4 protein-coding genes and 2 pseudogenes are annotated in these 3,369 nt (G+C 31.9%); all 6 read right to left on the reverse strand.

Features of this window, described 5'->3' with window-relative positions; all coding sequences use genetic code 11:
- Nucleotides 1–360 (reverse strand): hypothetical protein (locus ABES52_RS04470; RefSeq protein WP_429649366.1); only part of this gene is annotated, 360 nt, incomplete at its 3' end.
- 135 nt (nt 361–495) lie between these two features.
- Nucleotides 496–1,113: a hypothetical protein gene (locus tag ABES52_RS04475; RefSeq protein ID WP_429649368.1), complete on the reverse strand. Its 618-nt coding sequence runs from the start codon at nt 1,111–1,113 to the stop codon at nt 496–498.
- A 309-nt stretch (nt 1,114–1,422) separates the two neighbouring features.
- The gene (locus ABES52_RS04480; protein ID WP_429649370.1) at nt 1,423–1,932 is read right to left on the reverse strand and encodes a hypothetical protein; all 510 of its coding nucleotides are present in this window, start codon (nt 1,930–1,932) and stop codon (nt 1,423–1,425) included.
- Nucleotides 1,933–2,142, reverse strand: a pseudogene (locus tag ABES52_RS04485) (toxin C-terminal domain-containing protein); the annotation flags it as partial.
- Nucleotides 2,143–2,562: 420 nt separating this feature from the next.
- A complete protein-coding gene (locus tag ABES52_RS04490; RefSeq protein ID WP_012573891.1) occupies nt 2,563–2,847 on the reverse strand; it encodes a colicin immunity domain-containing protein in 285 nt (94 codons plus the stop codon).
- Between the two features lie 14 nt (nt 2,848–2,861).
- Nucleotides 2,862–3,369: pseudogene (locus ABES52_RS04495) on the reverse strand (hypothetical protein); the annotation flags it as partial.

The raw sequence follows: 3,369 nt of genomic DNA on the forward strand, positions 1-3,369 counted from the left end.
GATAAACGGATCTATCCATGTTGCTAAAAAATAAGTTTCTTGAATTATTTTCACTAGACTTTCGGGAGTATTGATTGAAATTTTATAAATTGCCCACATTCTATCAAGTAAATCAAAGTGACCTTCTATTTTAGAATCAACATTTATACTTGAATCATCTAGAAGATTGAGCCCTCCATAGAAATGCAAGTATAGAGGAAATTGATTCTTCTTTAATAAAAAGTCAACTAGAAAATTCTCAAGCTTTTCAGTTTCATCCAAGTTTTCTGGAGAAATCGAGAATTTCATTTCATTTCCGTTATTGTTTGTTAAAACAAAATCTCCATTTATTGGTTCTAGTCTATACTCCACCTTGAACATTACAAGTGGCCTCCCCTACCAAACGTATCTGTATTTTTCTCTTTCCTTTGCATTTCACTGAGGCAATAGATTCTGTTTTTGGTTAATATTTGTTAAGAATTCCCAAAAATGTATGCATAGCATTTGTAAATGATTCTAATAGTATGTTGTTAACGTAGGTACAACAAAAGATGGTAGCGTTTCACAAATTCCTCTAAAATCGGAAAATTTATCATCATTACTAATTGTATAAATGGATACGGAGTCTGTATCGATCCAAAATACACTTGATTCTTCACTCATACGAACAACTACCCGATCCAACATATAAGTTTTCCCGTTATATTCCGTAGACCTTCTCTCGATTGTAAAAGCTTTTTTATTAGATGACCACAACACTAAATCACTTGAACAGTCTACTAAGTGAATCATAATATTTTTAAATTGCTTAGCATTTTTTATTTCTACAATATTTAAAATTCGAACGTTTCGTTCTATTTCATCGTTAAAATTTTGCTGAAAAGTAATTCTTATCCCACTTTTATTGCAGTCTTCTTGAAAAAGTTTGTAGACATGAGGGGAAAATATGGTGCAAACATATATTGGATATGCTGACAATTGGCTCATCCATTGTGGAATTAATTTTTCTCCCATCTCCAACAAACTAAATTCTCCAAACTTAAATACATACTTACTTGATCCGTTTACTTCAAATGGAAAATATCCAATATATAAATAGTCTGGAAAGTACCCTATTTGTGCTTTCATTTTCACATTTTATCCCCCTCTACTGGAATTTCATACGAAAATCAAATTTAGAAACAAATATAATAGTTAGTTTTTTAGATAGATGCAGAGTAGTTATACTACAATAACTACTCTGCATTATACGTCAAATAAGATAGATTTTAGTCTCTAAATTCACCTAGTGTTAAAAAGGTTCCCATCGGTACTTCCAAGAATTAGGTATGTTGTAACCCTGTATCGGACGATTTTTTTGTGCATTTTATTAAGAAAATCATAAAAAAGAGGGGCTCCAAAAAGTCAGCTACACTGACTTTTTGGAGCCACTTGAGAATTTTATTAGCTATACGGTGATTCACAAGGTTCGACGAATAGCCCTGACTTAATAATTTTTTCGATAGCCTTGTCACATTTCAACGAACAACCAATGTACATATAGTAATCAAAACCAAAATGAACAAAAAAACTGTGTTGATATTTAAGTTTACACCAGAGAGCTTCTCTTAATACTAGTCTGCATACATGTCCAATGTTCTTAATGCTAATAATATCCCTTTCATGTATTGAATTAAAAAGACTAATCATTTCGTTTGGATATAGTATTTGTCCACTCTGACCTATTTCTTCTAAATCGTATTTCTCTAGATCAGATATTTCTAAAGTCGTAATACCCATATCACTCATGAAATAAAAAACTGCATTCACATAAGCATTTTCTGTCAATAAATATTCATCCATAGTTAAATTGATTCCATCAACATCTGAAAAAGATGTCCATTCATCTTTAAGATAAACATCTTTTTCACTACGATATAGAGGATTGTATTTGGTTACTCTCCAATAATACACTTAATCACCAATCCTTTTTAAGCTAGCATCATATGTTCCAAGTCTTGTTTTTTTACTTCCTAAATTCTTTACTGATGTTGCCATTTTCCATACACCACCACTATGAGAGTCAACATCAGGAGTGATATACCTATTACCCTTTTTAAATACTGGTTGACCATGAGATTTATAGCTTGTCTTTTTTCCCAAACTATTTGCTAAAGCAGTTGCTTGAGCAGTAGTCATTCTAACTTTTTTCGAAGTTCTGGCAAGTTTTAAATATTTGCTTATCTTTCCAACTTTTATATAATTACCAGCAACCGCCCAGGCAACAGCAGACCATAGTTTGTATCCTCTTTTCCCTTCTGCTTTAATTATTAGTTTCCTAATAAATACATTATAATAGTTACTAATATCCTATACGTCTTAGTAGCCATTTGCTGTTTATTGTTGATGAAAATTATAAAATTGGACATCTTTTACAAACTCATCCTGTGCGTACAAGATAACTCAAAAAATTATCATGCAAGGGGGTCGTGGGTTATATGTTTAGGTTGTAACACAAGCGGTTTATTCGGCATTACATCTATGTAAAAAGCCTTAAAGAGAATTTATCTCCTAAGGCTTTTTGTAACAATATAAAGTTATGGTTCAATTTTTACTTAATTCTTTGAGAACTTCTTTTGCTTTTTTTTCAACATCATTTGCATTAAAGTAACAATTATATTTTTTAAGGTCTTCTTCAAAAGGTGAAAATCGACTAGTTATTTCTGATAACTCACCAAATAATTTAAGTTCCTTAGTACTTAAACTATCATAGTCTACATGTAAATTATAAATTACAGTAAAATCATTTGAAAAAGTCTCAGTATCAATTTGTTTATTTAAGTAATCCTGTATCAATTGATATAACTTCTTTGAATAATCAATATCCAAGCATTTTCCCTCCTTTATTTAGGAGTAGCCTTTAATGGCCCCATTGCTTTCCTAGCATACTCAAAATGCAAGATTGTATTTGTTTTCTTATCATATAGAACTTCTAAGTTGTACTTCTTACCATTTCTATACATTATAGTATAGTACATTCGTGCATTTGAACCTCTAGGGTCTTTATAACCTTTACCCTTTATCGCTTGTTGTAGGATTTGTATTGGAACTCTTCTGTCTGGATTATCCATATGCTTTGCAGTAGTTTTAGTAAAGTTCAATCCACCTTTTGTAACTTTACCCGTACCCTTAGCAATTCTTAAATACTTATAAACTTTCCCTACTTTAATATAATTCCCCGCCACAGCCCATGCGACTGCTAAGGCTAATTTATATCCACGCTTTCCTTCTGCTTTTGCTTTTTTATAGGCTTGGTATCCATCATACGTTGCCATGGCTGCATTAAATACGAGCCATACCCAGTTCCCTTCTGGATCCATATAACGGACAGGGTTTCCATGGGCATACGCA

It is taken from the genome of Aeribacillus pallidus, assembly GCF_050478865.1.
Taxonomy (GTDB): Bacteria; Bacillota; Bacilli; order Bacillales; family JACDOC01; genus JACDOC01.